General features: G+C 63.9%; 25 protein-coding genes. 20 read left to right on the top strand and 5 right to left on the bottom strand.

Annotation, left to right across the window (positions count from 1 at the left end):
- Nucleotides 1–331: 331 nt before the first annotated feature.
- From AACI_RS08735 to spo0A, 7 genes are all read left to right on the top strand, one after another.
- The gene (locus tag AACI_RS08735; protein WP_012811078.1) at nt 332–940 is read left to right on the top strand and encodes a hypothetical protein; all 609 of its coding nucleotides are present in this window, start codon (nt 332–334) and stop codon (nt 938–940) included.
- Nucleotides 937–1,776, top strand: coding sequence for a TlyA family RNA methyltransferase (locus tag AACI_RS08730; RefSeq protein WP_012811077.1), 840 nt, complete (start codon nt 937–939; stop codon nt 1,774–1,776). The genes AACI_RS08735 and AACI_RS08730 overlap by 4 nt, the downstream gene beginning before the upstream one ends.
- Nucleotides 1,773–2,273: a hypothetical protein gene (locus AACI_RS08725; RefSeq protein WP_012811076.1), complete on the top strand. Its 501-nt coding sequence runs from the start codon at nt 1,773–1,775 to the stop codon at nt 2,271–2,273. Before AACI_RS08730 ends, AACI_RS08725 begins: the two co-directional genes overlap by 4 nt.
- Nucleotides 2,274–2,339: 66 nt before the next feature.
- A complete protein-coding gene (locus AACI_RS08720; RefSeq protein ID WP_245530499.1) occupies nt 2,340–3,137 on the top strand; it encodes an NAD(+)/NADH kinase in 798 nt (265 codons plus the stop codon).
- Nucleotides 3,138–3,151: 14 nt separating this feature from the next.
- Complete coding sequence (gene recN, locus AACI_RS08715; protein WP_012811074.1) at nt 3,152–4,825, top strand: DNA repair protein RecN; 1,674 nt, start codon at nt 3,152–3,154, stop codon at nt 4,823–4,825.
- A 99-nt stretch (nt 4,826–4,924) separates the two neighbouring features.
- Nucleotides 4,925–6,175 (top strand): SpoIVB peptidase, encoded by a 1,251-nt coding sequence (spoIVB, locus tag AACI_RS08710; protein ID WP_012811073.1) that lies wholly within the window; start codon nt 4,925–4,927, stop codon nt 6,173–6,175.
- A 160-nt stretch (nt 6,176–6,335) separates the two neighbouring features.
- On the top strand, nt 6,336–7,124 hold the full coding sequence (gene spo0A / locus AACI_RS08705) for a sporulation transcription factor Spo0A (protein ID WP_174260457.1): 789 nt from the start codon (nt 6,336–6,338) through the stop codon (nt 7,122–7,124).
- Here spo0A and AACI_RS08700 read toward each other — a convergent pair.
- The gene (locus AACI_RS08700; protein WP_012811071.1) at nt 7,121–7,483 is read right to left on the bottom strand and encodes a hypothetical protein; all 363 of its coding nucleotides are present in this window, start codon (nt 7,481–7,483) and stop codon (nt 7,121–7,123) included. The two genes, spo0A and AACI_RS08700, sit on opposite strands and share 4 nt — an antisense overlap.
- 137 nt (nt 7,484–7,620) lie before the next feature.
- On the opposite strand from AACI_RS08700, the gene hemQ reads away from it, so the two are divergent.
- Both hemQ and AACI_RS08690 read left to right on the top strand, forming a co-directional pair.
- Nucleotides 7,621–8,373, top strand: a complete 753-nt coding sequence (gene hemQ / locus AACI_RS08695) for a hydrogen peroxide-dependent heme synthase (protein WP_012811070.1) — start codon at nt 7,621–7,623, stop codon at nt 8,371–8,373.
- An 18-nt stretch (nt 8,374–8,391) separates the two neighbouring features.
- On the top strand, nt 8,392–9,561 hold the full coding sequence (locus AACI_RS08690; protein WP_012811069.1) for a M20 family metallopeptidase: 1,170 nt from the start codon (nt 8,392–8,394) through the stop codon (nt 9,559–9,561).
- Between the two features lie 10 nt (nt 9,562–9,571).
- Here the strand turns inward: AACI_RS08690 and AACI_RS08685 are convergent, their stop codons facing one another.
- Entirely contained in the window at nt 9,572–10,318 is a 747-nt protein-coding gene (locus AACI_RS08685; RefSeq protein WP_148213764.1) for a M48 family metallopeptidase, read from the bottom strand.
- Nucleotides 10,319–10,426: 108 nt separating this feature from the next.
- Here AACI_RS08685 and AACI_RS08680 point away from each other — a divergent pair, with 108 nt between their 5' ends.
- Entirely contained in the window at nt 10,427–10,951 is a 525-nt protein-coding gene (locus AACI_RS08680; RefSeq protein ID WP_012811067.1) for a hypothetical protein, read from the top strand.
- A gap of 5 nt (nt 10,952–10,956) precedes the next feature.
- On the opposite strand, the gene AACI_RS08675 is transcribed toward AACI_RS08680, so the two are convergent.
- The 3 genes from AACI_RS08675 to AACI_RS08665 form a co-directional block, all read right to left on the bottom strand.
- Complete coding sequence (locus AACI_RS08675; RefSeq protein WP_012811066.1) at nt 10,957–11,460, bottom strand: permease; 504 nt, start codon at nt 11,458–11,460, stop codon at nt 10,957–10,959.
- 15 nt (nt 11,461–11,475) lie between these two features.
- The gene (locus AACI_RS08670; protein WP_012811065.1) at nt 11,476–12,810 is read right to left on the bottom strand and encodes a glycosyl hydrolase family 18 protein; all 1,335 of its coding nucleotides are present in this window, start codon (nt 12,808–12,810) and stop codon (nt 11,476–11,478) included.
- 77 nt (nt 12,811–12,887) lie between these two features.
- Entirely contained in the window at nt 12,888–13,556 is a 669-nt protein-coding gene (locus tag AACI_RS08665; protein ID WP_012811064.1) for a molybdenum cofactor biosynthesis protein, read from the bottom strand.
- A 48-nt stretch (nt 13,557–13,604) separates the two neighbouring features.
- On the opposite strand from AACI_RS08665, the gene moaC reads away from it, so the two are divergent.
- The 10 genes from moaC (at nt 13,605) to AACI_RS08615 (ending at nt 21,775) form a co-directional block, all read left to right on the top strand.
- A complete protein-coding gene (gene moaC / locus AACI_RS08660) occupies nt 13,605–14,123 on the top strand; it encodes a cyclic pyranopterin monophosphate synthase MoaC (protein WP_012811063.1) in 519 nt (172 codons plus the stop codon).
- 50 nt (nt 14,124–14,173) lie between these two features.
- The gene (lipA, locus tag AACI_RS08655; protein WP_012811062.1) at nt 14,174–15,100 is read left to right on the top strand and encodes a lipoyl synthase; all 927 of its coding nucleotides are present in this window, start codon (nt 14,174–14,176) and stop codon (nt 15,098–15,100) included.
- A gap of 5 nt (nt 15,101–15,105) precedes the next feature.
- Nucleotides 15,106–15,789: a lipoyl(octanoyl) transferase LipB gene (lipB, locus tag AACI_RS08650; protein ID WP_012811061.1), complete on the top strand. Its 684-nt coding sequence runs from the start codon at nt 15,106–15,108 to the stop codon at nt 15,787–15,789.
- Nucleotides 15,786–16,853 carry a M20/M25/M40 family metallo-hydrolase gene (locus AACI_RS08645; protein WP_012811060.1) on the top strand — a complete coding sequence of 356 codons (1,068 nt, stop codon included), beginning with the start codon at nt 15,786–15,788 and terminating at the stop codon, nt 16,851–16,853. Before lipB ends, AACI_RS08645 begins: the two co-directional genes overlap by 4 nt.
- Nucleotides 16,854–16,872: 19 nt before the next feature.
- Complete coding sequence (locus AACI_RS08640) at nt 16,873–17,400, top strand: NUDIX hydrolase (protein WP_012811059.1); 528 nt, start codon at nt 16,873–16,875, stop codon at nt 17,398–17,400.
- Nucleotides 17,400–18,560 (top strand): endonuclease Q family protein, encoded by a 1,161-nt coding sequence (locus AACI_RS08635; RefSeq protein ID WP_012811058.1) that lies wholly within the window; start codon nt 17,400–17,402, stop codon nt 18,558–18,560. The genes AACI_RS08640 and AACI_RS08635 overlap by 1 nt, the downstream gene beginning before the upstream one ends.
- Nucleotides 18,561–18,659: 99 nt before the next feature.
- Nucleotides 18,660–19,337, top strand: a complete 678-nt coding sequence (locus AACI_RS08630; protein WP_012811057.1) for a stage II sporulation protein M — start codon at nt 18,660–18,662, stop codon at nt 19,335–19,337.
- 2 nt (nt 19,338–19,339) lie between these two features.
- Nucleotides 19,340–19,663: an RNHCP domain-containing protein gene (locus AACI_RS08625; protein WP_012811056.1), complete on the top strand. Its 324-nt coding sequence runs from the start codon at nt 19,340–19,342 to the stop codon at nt 19,661–19,663.
- Nucleotides 19,664–19,697: 34 nt separating this feature from the next.
- Nucleotides 19,698–20,582, top strand: a complete 885-nt coding sequence (xerD, locus tag AACI_RS08620; RefSeq protein WP_012811055.1) for a site-specific tyrosine recombinase XerD — start codon at nt 19,698–19,700, stop codon at nt 20,580–20,582.
- A gap of 20 nt (nt 20,583–20,602) precedes the next feature.
- Nucleotides 20,603–21,775: a phosphopentomutase gene (locus tag AACI_RS08615; RefSeq protein ID WP_012811054.1), complete on the top strand. Its 1,173-nt coding sequence runs from the start codon at nt 20,603–20,605 to the stop codon at nt 21,773–21,775.
- Nucleotides 21,776–21,865: the final 90 nt, after the last annotated feature.

The following is a 21,865-nucleotide window of genomic DNA, read 5'->3' as shown; positions in this document are numbered from 1 at the left end:
CACGGCGCGACCACCGGTGCTGGGTGAAATCCGTACTGCAAAAGAGGCTAGGGCGCGGGAGCGGTTGTCGCGGAAAACGCCTAGACTGTTCGCCACGAGGCGAGGCTCCCTGAGGATTATAGTGTGGACTAAGTGGTAATCCAGTCTGGCTGTCGGCGACGCGGCCAACGCGCTCTGAAAGGGAAACCGCCGGGACGGCGACGTCTCGGTGAGCGCTTGGGAAAACCTACTGGACCTAAGCCACAGCGTTTACTCAGGGAGTTGCCACCCGGGCATCGATACATACAGGAATGGCGTTGCCCCAGTCCTGCGGCACGCCGAGGGAGCGCGCGTGAGAAAGACGACTTCCAAAACCGCAAATTACGCGTTTGCGCTGACGATTGCCGCACTGACCTTGCCCATCAGTGCGGTTTTCGATACCTCGACCATTTTTTTGAATGCGGCGCGCTGGTACGTGGGTGCCTCGATCGTGGTCGTGATCGTCCTGGTGGGGGCGCTGTTCGATATGCTCGGCATGGCGGCCGCAGCTGCGCGCGAGACGCCGTTTCACGCCATGGCCGCCGAGCGGGTGTTTGGCGCTCGCCGCGCGATTGTCATCGTGCGCAACGCAGAGAAGGTCTCGAGTGTCTGCAGCGACGTGATTGGCGACATCGCCGGGGTCTTGAGCGGCGCGGGCGCTCTTGCCGTGAGCGTTCAGGTCATCCAGGCGATTCAGGCACACGGATGGGCCCCGGAGGCGCTTCGCATCGGCATCACCGCCGTCATCACCTCGCTCACGGTCGGAGGAAAAGCCATCGGAAAGACCATCGCCATTCACTCCCCGACGCCCATCATCCTGTTTGCCGCGCGCGTGTGGGAGTCGTTCGCCGTGCTTTTGGGCCGGCGAGATCCGTCGCGAAAACGGAGGCCTCGGCGGGCGGATCGGGGGCGGGATGGATGAACAAGACGAGGCTGGATCTCCTGTTGGTGGCGAGGGGGCTGTATGCGAGCCGGGAAGCGGCGAGGCGCGCCATCATGGCCGGGCTCGTGCGCGTCGACGGCGTGCGCGCCGACAAGCCGGGCTTCAAGGTCGCGGAAGACGCGCACGTCGAGGTTGAGCGGCCCAGCCGCGAGTACGCATCGCGCGGCGGGTTGAAACTGGAGCGCGCGCTCGACACGTTCGGCATTCCGGTGAAAGACCGCGTCGCGATCGACGTTGGGGCGTCGACGGGCGGGTTCACCGACTGCCTGTTGCAGCGCGGCGCCCGGTTGGTTTACGCGGTCGACGTGGGCTACGGCCAGCTCGCGTGGCGACTGCGCCAGGACGATAGGGTGCGCGTGATGGAGCGCACCAACTTTCGCCATGTCGATGCGGCGCGATTTGACCCACGGCCGGATCTCGCCGTGATGGACGTGTCCTTCATCTCCATTCGCCTTTTGTTCCCCAAATTGTCTGAGGTCTGTCTCCCCGACGTCGACATCATCTCGCTGATCAAGCCTCAGTTCGAGGCCGGGCGGGATCGGGTGGGCAAAGGCGGCATCGTGCGCGATCCCGAGGTTCATCGGGCCGTGCTCCTGGACATCCTGAAGAGTATCGAGTCCATGGGTTGGTGCTGCCGCGGGCTCACGTACTCGCCCATCACCGGTGGAGACGGCAACGTCGAGTTTCTCGGCTGGTTCCGCATGCACCCGGATCCGGAGGAGACCATGCGGTGGGTGACCGAGAGCCATCGGGTCGTCGAGGCCGCATGGGCCCACCTGAAGAGCAGCACGGACCCGAACGGGGGCGCGGAATGATCTCAGGGCTTGCGCTGGTGTGCGCCCTTGCGGCGATTGCGATTTTTCTGCGATCGCTTGGTGCGGCGCTTTGGGATCGGGACGAGGAAGTTCCGGTGGAAGGCCTCAAGACCATGGGGCGGCGATGGCTTGAGGCGAATGGCTACGAGCTCGTCAGGCGGAGCGAAGGCGTCACCCACGTGACCCGGATGGCATCCGCTCAATGGTCCGGATCTCTTCGCCCGGACTTCATTGCGCGCAAAGAAGGGCGGGAGTATGCTGTTTTTGTTCGTACGGAGCCGGTCTCCGAACAGGAGTTGCATGAGCGGTATGCGTTGGTCGCCTTGCTGCATGGAGCGAGCGGCGTGATCGTCATCGATGTGATGCAGGAGTCCGTCCAGACCGCGGTGTACGAGTGGAATCGCCCGCGCCACGTCCGGCGCAAAGAAGCGGTTCGCCGGGTCCTTTGGGCGCTTGGTGGCGCGCTCGTGGCGCTCATCGCGTGGAAGCACGGCTGAGGATGGGGGAGGACGTTGCGCCAAATAGGCCTGTTGTACAATGTGCACAAGCAGGAAGCGTGCTCGGTGCGGACCGACATTTGTCGTCAGTTGGAACGAACAGGGATTCGCGTCGTCGATGTGCCCATCGATCACGACACCGCGATTGTCGAGACGCACCCGGAGCTGAAATCGTGTGAGCTCGTCATCGTGCTCGGTGGAGACGGGACGTTGCTCGGCGTGGCCCGTCAGTTGTCCCCTTTTCATGTCCCGATGTTTGGCGTGAACATCGGCCATCTCGGGTTTTTGACGGAGTCGGAACCTTCGCAACTGGAGATTGCGCTCGAGCGGATCGTGGCGGGCGAATACAACTTGGAGACGCGCCTGATGCTCGAGGCGTTCGTATACCGCGATCTTCAGGAGATCGCGCGCTTCACGGCGCTGAACGACGTCGGCGTCGGCAAGGGCTCGTTTGCGCGCATGGTGACGCTCGACGTCCACGTGGACGACGTGTATGTCGACACGTACACGGGCGACGGCATGATCGTCGCGACGCCCACGGGATCCACCGCATATTCGCTGTCCTGCGGCGGGCCCATCGTGAGCCCGCATCTGCAGGTGATGGTCCTGACGCCGGTGTGTCCGCACACGCTGTTTTCGAGGCCGTGCGTGATCGACGCGTCCTCGTGGGTGCGGCTCTCCGTGCACGCGCGGCACGGCGATGTGGAACTCGCGGTCGACGGGCAGGAGGGCATGCGGCTTCTCGCCGGAGACGAGGTGTTGGTCCGGAAGGCTCCATTCCAGGCGACGCTCGTTCGGTTGCCGGATCGCGAGTTTTTTGGCGTGTTGCGAAGCAAGCTCCACGGAGATCCATCCTCCACCTGAGGGGGCGCGGGGACATGCTGCAGGAGTTGTACGTGCGCCATTTCGTGTTGATCGACGAATTGCGGCTGCAACTCGATCGCGGCCTGCACGTGCTGACGGGTGAGACGGGGGCTGGCAAGTCGCTCGTCCTGGACGCCACGCGCGCCATCTTGGGCGGGCGCGTCGCGAGCCCCATGGCGTCGGACGGCTCGTCGGCTGTGGTCGAGGCGGTGTTCGACATCCAGGCGAACGAGGCGGCGGAGCGGCTCCTCGCGTCGTGGGGCATCGATCACAGCGGCGAGATCGTCGTCTCCCGGACCTTTCAATCGAACGGTCGGGCGCAAAACCGCGTAAACGGCCGATCCGTCACGGTGCAGATGCTCCGAGAGCTAGGGGATACGCTGGTTGAACTGCAAGATCAGCACGAATCCATCGCCCTCATGACCGCTTCCTATCAGCGCCGCCTGCTCGATCTCTATGGTCAGCACGAGGAGCTGGCGGCGTCTTGCGCCGACGCGTATCGCGCATGGCAGGATGCGGTGCGTCAATGGCGCGAGGCTCAGGTGTCGGAGCGCGAGCGCGCGCAGCAAATCGATCTGTATGCGCTCCAGGTTCGCGAACTGGAGGAAGCCGGGCTTCGCCCCGGTGAAGAGGACGAACTGCGCGCCGAGCGGGACCGCCTCAAGCGCGCGCAGCAGATCGCCGAGTCGTTGGCGCAGATGGCCGCGTTGCTCGACGACGGGAAGAGCGGCGCCATTGCGAGGCTTCACGAAGCGGAGCGCATGGCCGCGGCGCTGTCCGCGTCGAGCGATCGCGCCGAGGAGATCGCGAAGCTGCTCGAGACGGCTCGCGTTCACGCGGAGGAAGCGTCGTTCACGCTCCACCGGTTCTTGTCTCGCGCGGCGCACGATCCGGCCCGCCTCGACGAGATTGAGGAGCGTCTGGCGCTCATCCGCAGGCTGTCGCGCAAATACGGCGGGACCACCGAGGAGATGCTCGCCCACCTGGAACGCGCGCGAGCCCAACTCGACGCTTGGTCGAAACACGAAGATCGCCTCGCGGAGCTTGAGGCTGAGGTGGAGCGCCGCGAAGCCGTGTACCGCGAAATCGCAGAGCGCCTGCACGAGGCGAGGGTCCGGGCAGCGAAATCGCTCGGCGAGGCGATTTCGAGTTCACTCGCTCGGCTTTCCATGGCCCATGCGGAATGCGACATCGAGGTGCGTCCGCGCGTGGACGCGCCGAGCGAACATGGCTGGGACGAGATTCGTTTTCTGTTTCGCGCAAATCCGGGACAACCCTTGATGCCCTTACAGAAAGTTGCATCTGGCGGCGAGCTTTCGCGCATGCTACTCGCAGTCAAGGTCGTGATCGCCAACCTCGAACGCACCGACACGTTGATCTTCGACGAGATCGATCAGGGCGTGAGCGGCGAAGCGGCGCTGCGGGTGGCGGAGATGCTGCGCGAACTCGGGCAGGAGAAACAGGTGCTGTGCGTCACCCATTCGCCGCAGGTGGCCGCGGCGGGACACGTGCACTACCTCGTCGCCAAAGCATCGGATACCGAACGCGCCATCTCCCGTGTGACGAGATTAGATGACGGCGGTCGCATCGACGAGATCGCCAGGCTTCTCGGTTCGGATTTGTCGGATGCGACGGCCCGGATGCACGCGCGCGCCCTTTTGGAAAGCTTCCGAAGCCAGTCCACGTGACGGGGGTTCGGGGAGCTTTTTGCGGTCATATGACCACCCGCCGGGGGCACCTTAGATGCACGCGAGACGAGGTGTTACTCACGGGAAGGGGGATGCACCATGGCGGGTTGGCTGCGCGCGCTCAAAGTCGCCGTCCTCGTGGCTGCCACAGCGCTTCTCTGGATTCCGCCGGTTCGCCACCTGGTGGAACTGCCCACATCGGTCGAAATGTCCACGGACGACGAGATGGCCCTCCAGTCGTTTCATCCCTTCTCCATTCATGCGTGGGTCCGGCCGGTCGATCCACCGGGAGCCGTCACGGTGACGGCGGATGCGGGAGATTTTGACGTGACGGACCGCGTCTTCGGCTTCATTCCATGGCGCACACGGGTTCATGTGGAGCCCGCCGAACGGGTCATTGTGGGAGGACAGGCTGTGGGCATTCGCTTGCTTTCCGAGGGACCCATGGTGATTGGGTACCGACGCGCGGCCCAAGGTATCAGTCTCGCCGAGGCGCATCACATCGAGGTGGGCGATGTGATTCTTTCGGTGGATGGGGTACCCGTGCACACGGCGAAGGACCTGCAGGCGGTGCTCCGGGACAAGCGCGCGCCGTTTCGCCTGCTTGTGGCGCGCGGCGACAAACTGCGCGAAATCGAGATCCGGGACGTGCATGGTGTGCCTGAGCTTGGAGTCTATGTGCGCGACAAGGCGGTCGGCGTGGGGACGCTCACCTTCTACGATCCGGCGACCGGGCGGTTTGCGGCGTTGGGGCACCTTGTGACGGATGCGGACACCGGCCAACCCATTCAAGGGCGCGGCTCGGTCTATCAAGCCGCCATCATTGGCATCCAGGCCGGAAAAGCCGGGCAGCCCGGCGAGAAGAAGGGCGTGTTCACTGGGGTGAATCGGGAGGTCGGCGAGATCGACGAAAACACGCCGTACGGCGTGTTCGGACGAATGGATGCGTCCTTTGCGACGCGCACGTCTCCGCTGCCCGGGCCCATTCCCGTGGCGCTGCCGGGGCAGGTGCACCCGGGGCCGGCCGTTCTTTACACGGTGCTGCACGGCGAGAAAATCGAAGCGTTTCAGGTGGTCATCGAACACACCGCTCGGCAGATGAGCCCGTCCACCAAGAGCATGATCATCCGCGTCGTCGATCCGAGGCTTCTTCAGGCCGCCGGCGGCATTGTCCAGGGCATGAGCGGCAGCCCCATCGTGCAGGACGGGAGGCTGGTGGGCGCCGTCACGCACGTGTTCGTGTCCGATCCCGTCCGCGGATACGGCGTATACGCCTACTGGATGCTTCATCCCAACCAGCACGAGCTCACCTTTGCGCCGACCGAACCCGAGCGAGCACAGGCGGCGTGAGAAACAAGGGCCACGGCGAGTGCGTGGCCCTTGTCGCTTTTTGTCGAAAGAGGTGACATAAAGGCGAAATTTATTACATAGTTTTGACAGGAGTCTCGGGCTTCGCGTCGAATTGGTATGTCCGGAGGATTGCAGAGGGGGTATGGCCGTGTCCACACGCATGAAGATCTTATTGGCCGATGATCACCATGAATTCGCGGAGCTGTTGAGCGAATTCATTTCCGGGCAGCCGGATATGGAGGTCTGCGGGATTGCGCACAACGGCACGGAGGTGCTGAATCTGGTGCGCGAAACGAGGCCGGACGTGTTGATCCTCGACATCATCATGCCCGTGTTGGACGGGCTCGGCGCGCTGGAGCGCCTTTCGGAAGTCACGGATCATCCGCCGAAGGTCATCATGCTGACCGCATTTGGTCAGGAGAGTGTCACCCGGCGCGCGGTGGAGCTCGGGGTGTCTTACTTTATCCTGAAACCCTTCGACATGCCGGTGCTGGCCGAGCGCATTCGCCAGGTGATGTTCGAGGCGCCCGCGCCGGTGGCCGCCACATCCCAGGCCGTTGTTGCGCCCATGCCCGCGCCGTCGCCGCCTTCGCGGCGCTCGATCGACGCGCAGATCACGCAGATCATTCACGAGATCGGCGTGCCCGCGCACATCAAGGGGTACCACTACCTGCGAGAGGCGATTGGCCTCGTGTATGAGGATGTCGAGATCCTCGGCTCCATCACGAAGGTGTTGTACCCCAAAATCGCGCAGAGATTTAAGACGACGCCCTCCCGCGTCGAGCGCGCGATCCGTCACTCCATCGAGGTCGCGTGGGGCCGGGGCAACATGGAGGCCATTCGCCGCGTGTTTGGTTACACGGTTTCGGCCTCCAAGACCAAACCCACGAATTCGGAGTTCATTGCGATGATCGCCGACCGGCTTCGCATGGAACACCGCGTCGGTTAGACCGAGTCGGCGGGCCGCGGGCGCCTCTTGCCTCGCCTCGCCCCTGTCACCGCTAACGCGCCGAGAAGGGCGCAGGCTCCGCTCCAGAGCCAGACCGTCTCGTCCTGATAGTACCAAGCCAACGATGCCGACCAAAGCGCATTGGCGAAGTGAAGGACCGCGGAGCTCGACAACTTCCAGACGGCGATGCATCCTGTCAGGAGCCAGGCCAACGCCGCGGTCAGTTCCGCTGCGCCGGCAGCTTCGAGCTGAGGAATGTCCGCGGCGGCACCGGCCCGCGCCAGCGCCAAACAGGACCAGACGCCATAACAGCCGAGTATCCAAGATGCGGATGCGAGCCACCATTTCCACGTGCGCATCGGATCACCCCTTGGGCCAGAAGGTCCCTCTAGGACATCGTATGTGTCGAGTGGGACCCGCATGTCCCTCGCCGTCGATGTCTTTTGGCCGCTCATGGCCGTTGTGATAATGTGTACGGCAGAGGGAGGGTGACACGATGCCGGCACCGCACACGCTGGACGGATGGTATGTGCTCCACGACTTCCGCACGATCCGGCGAGAGGTGTGGAAGGAAACCGATCCGCACACGGCGGCCGCCGTGCTGCGCGACTTCGGCGCGTTTGTCCAAGGCGAGCTCGAGGCGCAGCGCGCGCGGTTGGGCAGCTTCGGTCAGTTCGTGATCGCGGGCACAAAGGCGGATCTTCTGTTTTTGTACATGCGGCCCACGATTGGCGAATTAAACGATGTCAAAGCGAGGTTTGAGGCCACGCGCTTGGCGGATTTCACGGAGCGAGCGTATTCCTACGTGTCTGTGGTTGAGTTGGGCGGATACCTGGCCAAGCCGGGCGTCGACGTCGAGCAAGACGAGGCGCTCCAGTTGAGGTTGAAACCACCCGTGCCCGAGATGCGGTACGTGTGCTTTTATCCGATGAACAAGCGCCGCACGCATCCCGACAATTGGTACATGCTCGATGAAGACGAGCGCAGAAAGCATCTGATGGCGCACGGCCAAATTGGGCGTCAGTTTGCCGGAAAGGTCAAGCAAGTCATCTCTGGCTCCGTCGGACTTGACGACTGGGAATGGGGTGTGACGCTCTATGCGGACGATCCCATCCATTTCAAGAAACTGATCTACGAGATGCGGTTTGACGAGTCGAGCGCCCGTTTCGCCGAATTTGGACCGTTTTACGTGGGGGAACAAGTCGACGCGGAAGGTTTGACGAAGTGGATGATGACGCTCCACGGCTAAGAGAGGAGAGGACCGGAGATGGTGGATCTCGCGCGCGAAGTTGAGGCCATCCGCGGCGATCTCGTCGCGTGGCGCCGACATTTGCATGAGCATCCGGAACTCAGCTTTCAAGAGCGGGAGACGGCGGCCTTCATCGAGCGAGAACTGACGAAAATGGGGGCGCTTGAGATCAGCCGACCAACGGAGACGAGCGTCGTCGCTCGGTTGGTCACCGGCCGCCCAGGCCGCGTCCTCGCGCTTCGCGCGGACATCGACGCGCTGCCCATCGAGGAAGACACCGGGCTTCCGTTTGCATCGAAGAACCCGGGTGTGATGCACGCGTGCGGTCACGACGGACACACCGCCATGTTGCTCGGCGCGTGCAGGGTGCTCGCCGCACACCGCGACAAACTGCGGGGCGAGATCCGATTCATTTTTCAACACGCGGAAGAATTGACGCCGGGGGGCGCTCAGGAGTTGGTCGACGCCGGTGTGTTGAACGGCGTCGACGCCGTGATCGGCCAGCACCTGTGGCAAGGCATGGAGAGTTGCCGCATCGGCGTGCGGGCAGGTGAACTCATGGCCGCGCCGGATACGTTTCACATCCGCATCATCGGGCGAGGCGGACACGCGGCGCAGCCTCATCTCACGGTCGATCCTATCGCTATCGGCGCGCAGATCGTGGTGAGTCTGCAGCAGCTCGCCAGTCGGAGGGTGGATCCGTTCGAGCCGTTCGTGCTCAGCGTCACCAAATTCGTCGGTGGGACCGCGGACAACGTCATTCCGAGCGAAGTGGAACTCTGCGGCACGGTGCGGACGTTCCGCGAAGAACGCCGCGCCTGGGCCGCACAAGCGATGGAGGCCGTGATCAAGGGAATCGCGGAGGCTCAGGGCGCGTCGTACGAATTCCGCTACGAGCGCGGCTATCGACCGGTGGTGAACGACCCGGAACTCACGGCATTCGTTCGAGCCACCCTGGAGGAGGAATTCGGCGATCTCGTCACGGACGCCGAGCCGACGATGGGCGGCGAGGATTTCTCGGCCTATCAAACGGTGGCGCCCGGCACGTTTTTCTTCACGGGCATTCGCCGCTCCGACCGCGACGCGTATCCGCACCATCATCCACGCTTTGATATCGATGAGAACGCGCTCGTCGTCGGATGCAGGGCGCTTGTTGCACTCGCAACCAAGTATCTCGGGCAAGCATGAAGCCCGGGGGCTACGCTTTCGCCTCGAGATCGAGTCGGAACAGTTCGTGGCCGTGCAGGCGCAGCCACGCTCGCTGCGCCTGCCAGTCCGGCTGAAAGCGCGCCACGAGTTTCCAAAACTCCGGGCCGTGGTTCATGTGGGCCAGGTGCGCAAGTTCGTGCACAACCACGTAGTCCATCACGGCTTCGGGCGCCTGGATGAGCCTCCAGTTCAGGTAGATGTGCCCCTTGCTCGTGCAACTCCCCCAACGGCTCCGCTGCGCCTTGACCCCAATGCGCGAAGGTCGAAACGCCATCTTCTCCGCCCACATCATCGCTCGCTCCGGCAGATGCTTCAGGGCAAGCTCGCGAAGCATCTGATGCACTTGCGCGTGCACGTCGTCCGCGTGCTCAGGCACCCATACGATGTGGTGGTCGTGATCGATCTCGCGGTCCGCCTTTGCCCACGTGCGGACCACAAACGGCTGCCCGAGAATCCAGATATCGTCGCCCGCCTCGAGGCGCTTCGGCTTGGTCGCGACAGTTTTCGCGTGCGCTTCCCTGAGCCAGCGCCCATGTCGCAGAATGACCTGCTCCAGATCGCGCGACCTCGCCCATGGCGGAGCGCTGATGGAAAACCCGTGCTCATCGGCGCGGAGGACGATGCGCTTCTGCGTTCGTTTCCCGGGTCGCACGCGGATGGCGACGAGGTCGTGTCCCAGTTCCAGTTCGTACGCGACGATGTCTCCTTCATGGCTCCGAACGATTCTCAATCTCATACCTCAAAACTTTAGCGTCATTCGCCCCAACGCGCCATGCGCATACGCCAAAACCCGGTCGAGCACACTATCGCCAACAGGCTGGTGTCCTCGGAGGGGGTCTCGCCCATGCGTACTCGTCATGCGTTCGTCTCTGTTTCTGTTCTTGTGGCGCTGTCGATCACAGGCGCCGTCGCCGGTTGTGGACGCGAATTTGAGGTGCATCCGTCGGCGCTCGCCGGTCAGGCGCTGCCGCCTTCCATCGCCGATCCGCCCTCACGGGTGGAATTGGCGCACTATCAGATGCGCAACCCACACTTCGAAGTGCTGAGTCACGGATCCACGCTGAACATCTGGTCCGACCATCACGGCTGGAACGGTCATCGCGTGGATCTGTACTACGCGCCTGCCGCGATCGTCACCGCGTATCACGGCGACTACACGCTGAAGTCGAGCGCGCATCTGCAGCACATTGTGTCCGTTCCCATTCGAAAAAACCAGACGTGGTTTGCTGCCTGGAACGTCGGATCGTACAGGCTCCCGGAGGAATTTTATCTGCTCGCGAAGACCGACGTCGGTCAAGCCTCCATCGAAAAGGTTGTGTGGCAGCAGGGACACTACGTCGAAGGTGGCGTGGACTCCCCGGTTCAGTGAGTGCGTCACCGAAAATGGGACCACACGCTCCACAGCCATTCGAACAATAGGCCGCCCGCCACCGAGATGACGAGCGAGATCGCAAATCGCACCAATGCGAAAGGTACGCCGAAGAACGGGAATTCGGCGGGAAGGCGCGCCAGGGAGGTCAGCTGCCACGACGTGGTGAACGCCACGACCGCCCCCGGCGAGGCGTCGGCAGCGAGCAGGCTCACCGCCAGAGGATACACCGCAAACCGGGATCCGGTTCCGAGCATTCCGAGCACGGCACCGAACACAATCCCCGCGATTCCCGCTTCACGCCCCAGCCACCGCGCCACCAGTTCGGGTTCGAGCCATTGGCTGACGAGTCCGGCGAGAAACATGGAGACGACGATCCACGGCAGCGACTGCGCAAGCATCCCGAGGGACGATCGCGCCGCTTCCAGGGCGTCGGCCGGTTCCTGCGCACACGCCAGCACGTAACCGAACCCAGTCGCGACAGCGATCCAAACCAGCGTCCGATCCACGTCATCATCCCCGTTTCAAGGTGATCCGTTCAGGCGGAGCGCGTGCACGGTGGACGCCCAGGAGGTGGCGTCAGACCACGCCAGCGACCACACTGCAACGCCTGCCAGCCCGTCGTCGCTCACGAGCTGGAGCCAGTCTTCGTACGTCTGAGACGTGGGATACCAGACCTCTGCGTAGCCCGTCTTCGTGGGATATTGGGAGAACATCAGATCCAGGGAATCGTTCCACGTCCCGAGCGGCAGCCGGTATTGGTTGAGGATGGTTTGCACGGCACCGGCGCTCACCGCATCGCTCTGAACGCTCCCGTCCGTGTTCACGTACCAGAACCGCGTGTAAAGCGGAATGCCGAGCACCAGCTTGTTGGCGGGTACGCCCGTGTCCAACAGGTCGTTGACACTGCGCTCGACCCACGGGAGGTCGGCCACAGGCCCTGGATCCGGGTCCGTGGCCCAGTGCTCGTCATACGCCATCAGCACCACCTGGTCCACTTCGTCCGCGAGCGCGGCGTGAAAGAACGCTTCGGAGTCGTCGAGCTGCACGATGTCGGGCGTCAGATCGAGCGACAGATCGATCCCGAGCGAGCGCAGCCGGGCGTGGAGCTTGCCCACAAAGTCTGTGAAACGATTTCGGTCGGCTGCCGCCACGTTCTCAAAGTCGAGGTTGACGCCGTTCAGGTGATAGGCGCTCGCCTGATAGGCAATTTCGTCGATCAGATTGGCCTCTGCGCGAGGATTCGCCAGAACCTCGTGCGTGAGCGCCGCGGAAAACTGGTTGTCCACGAGCACCCAGACCTGAATGTGCCGTTCCTGCGCGTATTGCACAACCGTCGGCAGCACGCTGCCGGACAAGTTTCCCGATGCGTCGGCGAGATGAAACCAGGTTGGGCTGACGACGTTGATGCCGGGATTGTCCTGGATCCACCGGACGCAGGTCGCCGGATTGGTCGAAGGGAGCCAGCCGATGACGAGCGTGTGGCGGCTTTCAGCCATGGCCGCAATGGAGTTGAGCAGCGACGTCTGCAGTCCCCCGCCGGGGTCGCTCGGTGCGACCTGCGGGAGCATGTTGCGAAGCATGGCGACTGGATTGAGGAACAGGGACTGCAGGCGCTCGGCCACGGCGCGAAATGGGTTGGCTGTGCCATGTTCGTTGCCCGGAGGCCCGTCGTTCCCAAAGAGGGCGCTCACCTCCATGGAAGCGAGCGCTTGCACCTCCGATTCCGCCAAGCGGTCGGTGAAGGGTTGTCCCATCGTGGATGCCATCGAGATCACAAAGCCTGCCGCAAGGAGGAAGAGCGCGGAAACAGCTGCGATCAGTTCGGCGATGAGGCGGGAAGGTTTGCTGCGGTTCACGCATAGCACGCTCCTCGTCCATTGAGCCTCTGGCCCATATCTATGACGGGAGCGCCGCCATTATGTAAACCAGCACGCTACGGATTGGGCCGCCATTCGGCCGATCCGTCCGCGAAAAACTCCTTCTTCCAGATGGCCACCCGAGCTTTGAGCCGGTCGATGAGCGCCTGACAGGCCTCAAAGGCCGCCTTGCGATGCGGGTGCGCCGCACCGCAGATGACCGCGACATCCTCTGGGTACAGCGTGCCGATTCGATGCCACACGAGCGCCTTGACGCCCGCAAATTCCTGTTCGATTTCGGTCACCAGCTGCTCCAGCTGGACCCGCACCATCGCCTCGTACGCCTCATATTCGATGCGCTCCGTTTGCCGGTGGCCTGTCCATGCGCGCACGGTCCCGAGGAACAACACGCAACCTCCGTGCCGGGCATCGGACAAGAGCGCCTCCGCTTCCTTCACGTCGAGGGGTTCCCGTGTGAGCCGCGCATACGGATGCTCGCCTTCTCCACCGCCCACCGGAGGGATGAGCGCGATCTCGTCGGTCGCGAGGACGCGTCGCGACGGATGGGCCAATTCCAGATTCACGGCGACCATCACGTGCTCAAGCGCATCGTGAAGCTCTGGGTATGCCTCTTTGAGCGCATGCAGGACATCGGCAACGGTCGCATCGTCCGGCACGTCCAGCTCAAGTTTGTCTCGCCCGGCGATCTCCTTTACATTTGCGAATAGGCGGATGTCGAAACGCATCTAAGGTTCACCTCGAGGTCAGTTCGATTGCGAGAAGGAGCGATGGACGTGGAGTCTCAAGATGTGTTCCACCACTTTTCGCCAGACGGCCGCCCGCACATGGTGGACGTCAGCGAAAAAGCCGTCACCACCCGCGTGGCGGTCGCGGAAGCGCACATCCGCATGTCGCGGGCGACGCGCGATGCTATTGTACATCAGGCGGTGGGCAAAGGCGACGTGATGAAGGTGGCCGAGATCGCAGGCATCATGGCGGCGAAGCGGACGAGCGATCTCATTCCGCTCTGCCATCCGGTGCCGTTGCACCACGTGTCCGTCCGCATGGAGGAACATGCCGTTGAAGCGGATGAGGCCGTGTTTCGAGTGCGAGCCGAGGTCCGCACCGCCCATCAGACCGGCGTGGAAATGGAGGCGCTCACGGCCGCGTCCATCGCCGCGCTCACCGTCTACGACATGTGCAAGAAGGCGGATCGCGGCATGACCATCTCGAACGTACGCCTGGTGTTGAAGGACGGCGGCGCAAGCGGGCGGTACGAGCGAAGCGACTCCGGTGGTTCCCACGGCGGTTGAGCGTTACAATAGACATCGGCAAGCGACCTTGTGAACAGGGATGATGATCGATGGGGAAGCCAGAGGCCAGCGTTCGCGTGATGGAGGCGGGTACCACCAAGGCCCGGCCGGAATGGCTCAAGATTCGCGCGAAGACGGGTGAAAACTATAAGCAACTCAAAGAAATCATGCGCACGCAGTCGCTGCACACCGTGTGTGAAGAGGCGCATTGCCCCAACTTGTTCGAATGCTGGGAGATGCGCACGGCCACGTTCATGATCCTCGGCGACATCTGCACGCGCGCATGCCGTTTCTGCGCCGTGCACACCGGCCGTCCGAACGAACTCGACCTGCGCGAGCCAGAGCGCGTGGCGGATGCCGTGGTCGCGATGGGGCTGGAGCACGTCGTCATTACGAGTGTGGCCCGCGACGATCTCGCCGACGGGGGGGCTTCCGTCTTCGCGGAGACCATTCGCGCGGTGCGGCGGAAGGTTCCGACCTGCAGCGTGGAGGTTTTGATCCCAGACTTTGACGGCAACTGGGACGCCCTCGCCGCCGTGCTGGACGCGCGTCCCGATGTGTTGAATCACAACATCGAGACCGTCCGCCGGCTGTCGGACTCGGTGCGATCCCGCGCGAAGTACGATCGGACGCTCGAGCTACTCCGGCGTTCGAAGGAGATGGCGCCGGATATCCCCACGAAGTCGAGCATCATGGTGGGGCTCGGCGAGACGTTTGAGGAGATTTACGAGACGATGGACGATCTCCGCGCGGTCGACGTCGACATCCTGACCATCGGCCAGTACCTCCAGCCGACGGCGAAACATCTGCCGGTGGTGCGCTACTACACGCCTACCGAATTCCTGCGCTTGCGCGGAGAGGGATTGAAGCGGGGCTTCAAGCATGTGGAGTCGGGGCCCATGGTCCGCAGTTCGTATCACGCGAAGGACCAGGTCCCTTGGCGCCAGCAGGAGACGCCCGCTGAGAGTGGGGAGTGAGTTCGTTGGCCACGTCGCTCGTTTGGCGTTCGCTCGGCGTCGTCCCGTATGACGACGCGCTGGACATGCAGGTGAGTCAGGCGCTCAAGCTTCTGAACCTCGAGGACGATGCGCAGACCGTGTTTGCGCTCGAGCACCCGCGGACCATCACGGTCGGCCGCAACGGATCGGACGCCAACATCCTCCTTCCGGTCGAGGTTCTCACCCGCAAGGGGTTTGAGGTGCGCATGGTCGATCGCGGCGGCGATGTCACGTACCACGGCCCGGGCCAGTGGGTGCTGTACCCGGTGCTTCATCTTGCGCCGTGGGGGAATGACGTGGCGCGATTCGTGCGCAACCTGGAGGAGGTCGTCATTCGCGCGCTCGCGGAGGTCGGGATCGAAAGCCGCCGCATCGATGATTTGCCCGGCGTATGGGTGGGCGAAGACAAGATCTGCGCGGTGGGCGCGCGGGTGAAAAAGCGCCCGTCGGGCGAATTCGTCACGTATCACGGCATCGCCCTGAACGTGAACACCAATCTCCAGGACTTCGACGTGATCGTCCCGTGTGGCATCCGCGACCGCGGCGTGACGAGCGTGGCTGCAGTCTTGGGCGCACCTCAGGACATGAAAGCGTGGGAAGACCGTCTCCGCAGGCACTTCTCCGAGGTGTTCGCCTGCGAGGTCGTTCTGACGGAGGCACCCGCGTGAGGGCGGGATCGCGTGCGGCCGACGAGGAGTCGGCCCTCGCTTTCTTTCTGGAACTTTTGCGCATCGACAGTCCGTCGGGGAGCGAGCAACGCGCGGCCCAGGCCTGCGCCGCGTGGATGGAGGAGCTTGGCCTGTCCGTCGAGTGGGAGCCTGTGGCAATCGGTGATGGCGTGTCCGCCAATGTGTGGGCGCATGCGCCGGGCGATCCAGCGCTCGATCCGGTGCTCGTGTGCGCGCATCTGGACACGCGTTGGGCCGGGGTTCCCGATGTGCGGCGGCGTGCCGACGGATGGATCGAGAGCGCGAACGAGGTGCCTCTCGGCGCGGACGACAAGGCTGGCGTGGCCGCCGCGGTGGCCGCGGTGGCACGAGTCGTGCGGGATGGCAGACGGCGTCCGCCCATCCACATCTTGTTCTCGGTCGGCGAGGAGATGGGAAGCGCCGGCGTCCGGGCGTCTCGGCGGATTTCCTCCCGCGTGCGGCGCGCGCTCGTCGTCGATGCGGAAGCGCCGGTCGGCACGCTGGTCGACGCGGGATACGGACAAGCGCGCCTGTGGCTTCGCTATCCCGCGCGGGGCGAAGCCCACCGATTTTCGGTGTGGCGGTCGTTGCAGGAGGCCACGAAGCGCATCGGTCCCGGGCTGACGGGCGAACTGGTGCGCTTTCTTCCCGCGGATGCGGGCTTTGAGGCGGAATTGGCCGTGTGGTTTTCGCCGGACGTCGCCTGGCGGATCGCCAAGGCGCGCTATCAGTTCTGGGTGGCCGAGATCGAGCGGCGCACGGCGCCTCGCGCGGCGCGATCCGACATTTTGTACCCGGCCTACGACGTGCGGTCGAGCTCGTGGCTTCACGACGTGCGACGCCGGATGGAGCGCGAGCCCACGCCCATCACCTGCGCACGTATGCGAGACGGCTGCGACGCGAATTGGCTCGCGTCCATGGGGCTTCTGCCTGTCAACGTCGGGGTGGGCTACGAGTGTGCCCATACGCGGGCGGAGCGGATTCACGAAGAGAGCCTCGCGCGGCTCACCCGGTTGTTGGTGGCGGCGCTTTCGGAGCCATAGGAAAAGGGGGGCGACATGCATGTGGGAGCAGACGGTAGCGGAAGAGCGGCTGTTCACCGGCCGGATCATCGATGTGCGGCGTCTCACGGTGAAACTGCCCAACGGGCACACGAGCACGCGCGAGGTGGTGTTGCATCCGGGCGCCGTGGCCGTGCTGGCGGAAGTGGAGCCAGACAAGGTGGTCCTGGTGCGCCAGTTTCGCAAGCCGTGCGAACAGGTGCTGTGGGAAATTCCCGCCGGCAAACTGGAGCCTGGCGAGGAGCCCGAGCGGGCGGCAGCGCGAGAGCTCTCCGAAGAGACAGGGTATCAATGTGAAGGTCCTCTCGTGCCGGTGCACGCCTTCTACACGGCGCCGGGCTTCAGCAACGAGAAGCTGCACGTGTATTACACAAACGACGTGAAGCGCGGCGCTGAACACCCCGATGGCGACGAGTTCGTGGAGTCTCAGGTGTTCTCGCGCGACGAGATCCGCCGGATGTTGGGGGCGGGCGAAATTCAGGACGCCAAGACGCTTGTGGCGCTCTACTGGTGGATGGCTCGGCTGTGATGCGGGCGTTCGCCGACTTTCATGTTCACACGGGAGCCGCGAACGGCCGGCCCGTCAAGATGGCTGCGTCGCATCAGCTGACGGTGGCGGCCTCCCTCGACTGGGCAATTCGTGTGAAGGGGCTGAACGTCGTGGGCCTCGTCGACGCAGTCTGCGACCCGGTGCTCGAGGAGATCCGCGATCTGTGCCGCGCGGGGCATCTCGTTCCGGTCCCTGGCGGGGGGTTGATGTATCAAGCGTCGCTTTTGGTCGTGCTTGGGGCGGAAGTGGAGATCCGCGTCTCGGAGCACGGCGCCGCGCACTTCGGCTGTTGGCTGCCGACGGTCGAAGCGGCGGCCGACTTTCAGATGTGGTTGAAAACGGTTCAGTCCAACACCGGGCTGTCGTCCCAGGTCGCGCGGACCGAACCGACTCGACTGGCGGACGAGGTCCACGCGAGGGACGGCCTGTTCGTCGTGCACCATGCGTTCACGCCCTTTAAGGGGCTGCTCGGCAGCGCGGCGGCTCGCGTCGCGGACGTCATGCCGCTCGAGGTCGTCGACGCCGTCGAGCTCGGGCTGTCGGCAGACGCGGACATGGCGGATCGCCTGAAAGAAATGAGGGAATTCACGTTTCTGTCGAATTCGGACGCCCACAGCCTTCCTTCCATCGCGCGCGAATTCAACGTGCTGGCCTTGCGAGAGCTCTCGTTCGCCGAGATTCAAGCCGCGTGCCGCCGTCTCGGCGGGCGAGCCGTGTTGGCCAATCTGGGCCTCTATCCGCCGCTCGGCAAGTATTATCGCACGCGGTGCCGATCCTGCGGTGCGGTGGTGGCGTCGCAACCGTGCGCCTGCGGCGCAGACGCCGGCATCGTGCAGGGCGTGTGGGACCGGATTGAGGCCATTGCGGACGACGATTCGCCCGTTCATCCGCCGTGGCGGGCGCCGTACCGCTACATCGTGCCCCTCTCGTTTGTCCCCGGCGTGGGACCGCGGACGTACGCCAAGCTGCTCGATGCGTTCGGCGGGGAAGCGCCACTGCTGTTCGATCCGCCCTCTGAACAGGCCATCGCCGAGGTGGTCGGGGAAAAGCTGGCCGCCCGAATTGTGGCGGCGTTGAGTGGCCGACTGCCTGTCTCACCGGGCGGGGCCGGGCGATACGGGCGCATCGAGGACGTGTGAAGCGCTTCGATGGCGCGAGACGCTCAGCGAGTCTATCAACCGGGATCGTGTCATAGATATGGTCGTGTCTACGTCCTCGATTCGGGAGGAGGCACGGCCATGAAATTAGCCGCGTGGATGGCCGGGAGGCGGCCGCCCCTATCCCTTTCCCTTTTCTGGTTTCGGTTTCGGCGGTCGATGGCGCGCCGCCTCTCCCAGGAGGCGCACATTGTCGCGTTTTTGCTCGGAATGGTCCTCTCCGGCACCGCCTTTGGCGGGATTGTGGCTGGCGAACTCCGGCCGGCGGACAAGCTGGAGCTCGCGAATCAGTTGGAGGCGTTCCTGTTGGCGACGCTGCATGGCCAGCTGGCATCAGGCAGTTCGGTGTTTGCGAGCCGGCTCATCTCCGATGCGGCTTGGCTCGCGCTGGTGTGGCTGGCCGGTTCCTCCGCTGTGGGCATTCCCATCGTGGCGGCGGCGGTGTTCGCGCGCGCGTTCGAGACCGGTTTCGCCGTGGCGTTCACCTCGCTCCAATTCGGGTGGAAGGGCTTCGCGGTGGCTTCCATCGGTATCTTTGTTCATCAGGCTGTTTTCCTGTTCGCGTTCCTCATCGCGAGTGTCAACGCCATCCGGTTTTCGTACCAGATTGTGGCCCAATCCGTTCCTCTCTATCAGTGGACGCTTCAGTTCCTGAGGTATACTGGGAGAAGCGTGATGTGCCTGGGCGGCGTGATGCTCGCGGCTGCCGTCCAGGCGTTCGTCGTGCCGCCGATGGTGAGTCGGCTGCTGGGAGGATGAAGATGGCAGCGTTTATTCGCCGAAACGAGCCATTTACCTGCGCGCACTGCGGCCTCCGCGTGGAGCCTGCGGAACGAACGTGCCGCAATCACTGCCCTCGTTGTTTGTATTCGATGCACGTGGACGTCGAGCCGGGCGATCGCGCCAATCCGTGCGGTGGGCTCATGGAACCGGTCCGCGTCGAGTACCATTCGAAGAAAGGATACCAGATTGTCCACCGCTGCACGCGCTGTGGGCAGGAGACGCGCAACATCGCGCTCCTCGACGTCGCCGTGCAACCTGACGATCGCGAGCGGCTGTACGAACTCATGCGACATCCGCGGTGAAAGTTCAATCGTCGCACGCAGGGGGTGGAATCCGGTGGACCCAGACATTCGCACCTTTCTCGATCACCTCCGGCTGGAGCGCGGCCTCTCCGAGAATACGGCCACGAGTTACGCGCGCGATCTCGCTGATTTCTCCCAGTACCTCGCGCGCGAACAGCGGACGATGCGGGACGCGGACCGGACGGCCGTGCTCCGCTATCTGTCCGACCTGAAGCGGCGAGGGATGAAATCGACGACCATCGCCCGAAGGATGTCCGCGCTTCGCTCGTTCTTTCGCTACCTGCTGCGGGAAGGCGTCCTTCAGGCGGACCCGACGGCGAATATCGAGGTCGCGGCGCCGGACGAGCACCTGCCTCGGGTCGTCTCTGAAGAGGACGTCGAACGGCTTATCGGCGCGGTGCGCCGACCGGATGCCATGGGACTGCGCGATCGCGCCATGTTGGAGACGCTCTACGCGACGGGTGTGCGCGTGAGCGAGCTTCTGGCGCTGTCGCTCGAAGACGTCGAGCTCGCAGCGGGGTTTATCCGCGTGTTCGGAAAGGGCAAGAAGGAGCGCGTGGTTCCACTGGGTGAGATCGCCCAGGACGCCCTTGGGCTGTACCTGCGCTACGGCAGGCCGCTTCTGGTGCGAGACCGGGGAGAAAGCGCTGTGTTCCTCAATCGCCTCGGCCGGCGGATGACCCGGCAAGGGTTCTGGAATATCCTGAAGGGCTACGCGCGGCAGGCGGGCGTGTCCGCCGAGGTGACGCCGCACACGCTTCGGCACTCGTTCGCCACGCATTTGCTGGAGGGCGGCGCGGATCTCCGGGTGGTGCAGGAGCTCTTGGGACACGCCGATATCTCGACGACGGAGCGGTACACGCACGTCACACCGCACAGGCTTCGCGAGGTGTATCGCAATGCGCATCCGCGGGCGTGATCACGAATGGAGGATATGGGTTGGACAAGCGTCTCATTTGGATTGTGCTCGACAGCTGTGGCATCGGCGCGGCGCCCGATGCCGCCGATTATGGGGAGGCTGACGTTCAGAGCAACACCATCGCGCACGTCGCGGAGGCGGTAGGCGGACTTCGGGTTCCCAACCTCGAACGCCTTGGCCTTGGGCGAATTGCGCCGATCAAGGGCGTTGCGCCTGTCGGCGTGGGCGGATACGGCACGATGGTGGAGCGATCCGCCGGCAAGGACACGACGAACGGTCACTTGGAGTTCGTGGGCATCGTCCTGTCGCAGCCGATGCCGACGTATCCAAATGGGTTTCCGCCCGAGATCATCGAGCCGTTCGAGCGGTACGTGGGCAAACCGGTCCTTTGCAATCGCCCTGCGTCCGGCACCTGGGTCATCGAGGCGTATGGGAGAGAGCATCTCGAGACGGGCAGGCCCATCGTCTATACCTCGGCGGATAGCGTCTTTCAGGTCGCGGCGCACGAAGACGTGGTGCCGGTGGAGACGTTGTACGATTGGTGCGAATACGCGAGATCCATCCTGGTTGGACCTCACGCCGTGGGCCGGGTGATTGCGCGGCCGTTCGTCGGGGAACCGGGGCGGTTTGTGCGGACGGATCGGAGGCGGGACTATTCGCTGGATTTCGGCCCGACGGTGCTCGATGGCATCGAGGCCGCCGGGTACCCCGTGGTCGGGATCGGGAAAATCGCAGACATCTACAACCATCGCGGAATTACGCGGGCGGTGCACACCGTGGACAATCGGGATGGCATGCAAAAGCTGGTGGAGGCGATGGACAGCGAGACCTCGGGCCTCATCTACGCGAACTTGGTGGACTTCGATTCGAAGTACGGGCACCGAAATGACCCCGTCGGATTCGCACGCGCCATCGAGGCGTTTGACGCTGATCTGGAGGGGGTGCTGTCGCGGCTTCGCCCTGGCGATCTCCTGGTCATCACCGCCGATCACGGCTGCGACCCAACGGTCCCTGGCACGGATCACACGCGCGAACGCGTCCCGATTCTCGCCTACCACGTGAACATGGCCCAGCCCGTCGAGCTCGGTGAGCGAGACACCTTCGCCGATCTCGGCGCCACCGTGGCGGAATACTTCGACGTGCCGCTTCCACCCGTCGGGAGGTCGTTCCTTCGCGATCTCCGCCTTGCGTGACCCTACGTGGCATCGGATGCGTAGTGCCGCTTCGTCTTGCACACACTAACGCCGATTTCGATTCGGTGGACTCCGAGAGAGGAGGTTGCA

The sequence above is a fragment of the Alicyclobacillus acidocaldarius subsp. acidocaldarius DSM 446 genome (genome assembly GCF_000024285.1).
GTDB lineage: Bacteria > Bacillota > Bacilli > Alicyclobacillales > Alicyclobacillaceae > Alicyclobacillus > Alicyclobacillus acidocaldarius.
The sequence above is the reverse complement of the archived record's forward strand: the minus strand, read 5'-3'. Positions and strand labels throughout refer to the sequence as shown.

Bases quoted from the DNA above. Each gene is read 5' to 3' on its own strand.
- spoIVB (WP_012811073.1), top strand. From the start codon at position 4,925: ATGGCGGGTTGGCTGCGCGCGCTCAAAGTCGCCGTCCTCGTGGCTGCC.
- AACI_RS08690 (WP_012811069.1), top strand. From the start codon at position 8,392: ATGGTGGATCTCGCGCGCGAAGTTGAGGCCATCCGCGGCGATCTCGTC.
- AACI_RS08680 (WP_012811067.1), top strand. From the start codon at position 10,427: ATGCGTACTCGTCATGCGTTCGTCTCTGTTTCTGTTCTTGTGGCGCTG.
- AACI_RS08630 (WP_012811057.1), top strand. From the start codon at position 18,660: ATGAAATTAGCCGCGTGGATGGCCGGGAGGCGGCCGCCCCTATCCCTT.
- hemQ (WP_012811070.1), top strand. From the start codon at position 7,621: ATGCCGGCACCGCACACGCTGGACGGATGGTATGTGCTCCACGACTTC.
- AACI_RS08730 (WP_012811077.1), top strand. From the start codon at position 937: ATGAACAAGACGAGGCTGGATCTCCTGTTGGTGGCGAGGGGGCTGTAT.
- lipA (WP_012811062.1), top strand. From the start codon at position 14,174: ATGGGGAAGCCAGAGGCCAGCGTTCGCGTGATGGAGGCGGGTACCACC.
- AACI_RS08635 (WP_012811058.1), top strand. From the start codon at position 17,400: ATGCGGGCGTTCGCCGACTTTCATGTTCACACGGGAGCCGCGAACGGC.
- recN (WP_012811074.1), top strand. From the start codon at position 3,152: ATGCTGCAGGAGTTGTACGTGCGCCATTTCGTGTTGATCGACGAATTG.
- spo0A (WP_174260457.1), top strand. From the start codon at position 6,336: ATGAAGATCTTATTGGCCGATGATCACCATGAATTCGCGGAGCTGTTG.
- AACI_RS08625 (WP_012811056.1), top strand. From the start codon at position 19,340: ATGGCAGCGTTTATTCGCCGAAACGAGCCATTTACCTGCGCGCACTGC.
- AACI_RS08665 (WP_012811064.1), bottom strand. From the start codon at position 13,556: ATGCGTTTCGACATCCGCCTATTCGCAAATGTAAAGGAGATCGCCGGG.
- AACI_RS08725 (WP_012811076.1), top strand. From the start codon at position 1,773: ATGATCTCAGGGCTTGCGCTGGTGTGCGCCCTTGCGGCGATTGCGATT.
- AACI_RS08685 (WP_148213764.1), bottom strand. From the start codon at position 10,318: ATGAGATTGAGAATCGTTCGGAGCCATGAAGGAGACATCGTCGCGTAC.
- AACI_RS08700 (WP_012811071.1), bottom strand. From the start codon at position 7,483: ATGCGCACGTGGAAATGGTGGCTCGCATCCGCATCTTGGATACTCGGC.
- AACI_RS08640 (WP_012811059.1), top strand. From the start codon at position 16,873: ATGTGGGAGCAGACGGTAGCGGAAGAGCGGCTGTTCACCGGCCGGATC.